General features: G+C 70.0%; 1 protein-coding gene. It reads right to left on the bottom strand.

Annotated elements, in window-relative coordinates; all coding sequences use genetic code 11:
* Positions 1-1933: autotransporter (locus L0P92_RS44025; RefSeq protein ID WP_234768746.1), on the bottom strand; the 1933-nt coding region annotated here is incomplete at its 3' end.
* Positions 1934-2115: the final 182 nt, after the last annotated feature.

Below are 2115 nucleotides of genomic sequence, written 5' to 3'. Positions count from 1 at the left end.
GGGTGTCGGAGCCGGGGGAGGGGGTGGCGGTGACGGCGGTCAGGACGACGTCGTTGCCGTCGCCGCCCCGGTAGCTGATGCGGTAGGTGGTGTCGTTCAGCTGGAGTTTCCTGCCCTCCTTCAGGCCGGTGAAGGTGCCGGTGGTCTTCGCGCGCCCTCGGTGGTCCAGGACGGTGATCTTCCGGGCCGGCTCGGTCTCGGTCGCCGCGGACGCGAGATCCAGGTCGCCGGCCAGGCGGACCGCGCCCGTGACCTTCAACGGGCCGTCGCGCAGGACCAGTTCCCCCTTCGCCGACTGCGTGTAGCCGCCGGAGACGGTCAGGCCGCCGGCGACCACGCCGTCGTTCGTCACCGCCCCCTTCACCTCGCCCTTGCCGGTCAGCGTCCTGCCCGAGCCCACGCGCAGTCCCGGGGCGCCCGCGTCCAGCCGGGACTTCGGCGACGTGAGCCGGATCGCCTTGCTGCGGGCGAGCGTCGCGCCGTCGCGCAGGGCGAGGGTGCCTCGCTCGACCGTGGTCGTGCCGGTGTAGGTCACCGCGCCGCCCGTCAGGGTCGCCGTGGCGGATCCCGCCTGCGTGAGCGAGCCGCTGCCGCTGACGCGGGACAGGGACAGGGGCTTGCTCGTGTTGTTCAGGACCAGTGAGCCGTCGTTGACGACCTTGTAGAGGTCGCCCCGCGTGTAGAGGCCGCCGTCGCCGCCCGCCCGGCCACTGCCCAGCCGCAGCACGGCGCCCTTCTCGACGGTCGTCGAGCCGTTGTAGTACTGCACGGCGGCGAAGGTGACGTCGTTGCCCTTCGTCCCCTTGATGACGATGTCCCCGGCGCCGGGCGCGGCGAGCGTGTCGTGGAAGACGCCGCCGCCGATGGGGGCGCCCAGCGTCACCGGGCCGTTGTAGTCGAAGGTGAGCAGGGAGCGGGAGCGGGCCGCCAGCAGGTTGATGTACACGGTCTCCGCCGTGCCCGGCATGAAGATCTTGTTCGTGGTGCCGTCGCCCCACTGGACGTTCGCGCCCTTGATGTTGGTGCCGCGCTTGTTGACGTTCTTGCGCGCGGGCGTCCAGTTCAGGGCCGGGTCGCTGAGCGAGGGGTCGGTGTCGCCGCCCTGGTTCGACCAGCTGTACTGGCCGGTGAGGACGACTTTGCTGCCCGGCCGGGACTGGACGTTGATGTCGCTGCCGTACTCGCGCTGGTAGAAGTCCATGCCCATCGTCACGGTCTGGCCCAGCGGGGTGTCCACCGTGTACGTGCCCTGGTTGAGGATCTTGCGCATGTTCGGCAGCGACGTCGCGAACTCCGGGCGGCCGGCGTTGACCTGCGTGCCGTTGTCGATCACCCCGGAGAAGGAGTGGCTGCCGGACAGGTCCCAGGTGCCCCAGAGGAAGCGGGGCTGGGTGATGAGCCCGGAGCCGCTGATCGTGCCCAGGTTGTAGGCGCTCTTCAGCGACAGGCGCAGGGTGCCGTCGACCCGGATGTTGTCCTGGTTGAGCCGGAACGCCGGGGTGTTGTACGGGAAGTGGCCGATCAGCCCGGTCGTCCCGCCGTTGCCGTACTGGAGGGTCGCCCCGCGCTCGACCGTGACGGCCGGCGGGTCGGCGTCGGTCGTGGTGACGTACGGGTGGTTGCCGCCCTGGACCCGCACTTTCTGCCGCTGTCGGGACTTCGGCAGGGTGAAGTCGCTGTCCCTGGTCAGGATCAGCGTTCCGGTGCCGCGCACGGTGAGCGTGCCCTCGCCGCGGAAGACGCCGTCGTACGTCGTAGTCCCCGACGGCACGGTGACCACCGTGTCGCCGCTGAGCGTCACGTCCCGGTCCGCGAGGACGTCGGCGGTGACGTCACGGCCGGCCGCCGCTGCCGGGGGAGCGGCGACGATGAGGGCGGCCACCGCCGCGAGGGCGCCGGCGGCCGCTGCTGTCTTGTGGGTATGGCTGCGCACATCATCGGAGACGGCTGGGGAGGGCGCCGATAACAGAAAATCGCGGCTCTTCGGAAAGCGCTCTCTCCGTCACGTCGAACCCGTTGACCTCCTGGTTCCACACCCTTACCTTTTCGGCGTTCGTAATGACAGATCATGTCCGTCATTTCGAACACCTCCCCCTCGAAACCTCCCCCCTCAAC

It is taken from the genome of Streptomyces muensis, from assembly GCF_021474425.1.
In the GTDB taxonomy this organism is placed as follows: domain Bacteria; phylum Actinomycetota; class Actinomycetes; order Streptomycetales; family Streptomycetaceae; genus Streptomyces; species Streptomyces muensis.
This window is presented reverse-complemented; position numbering and strand designations above follow the sequence as displayed.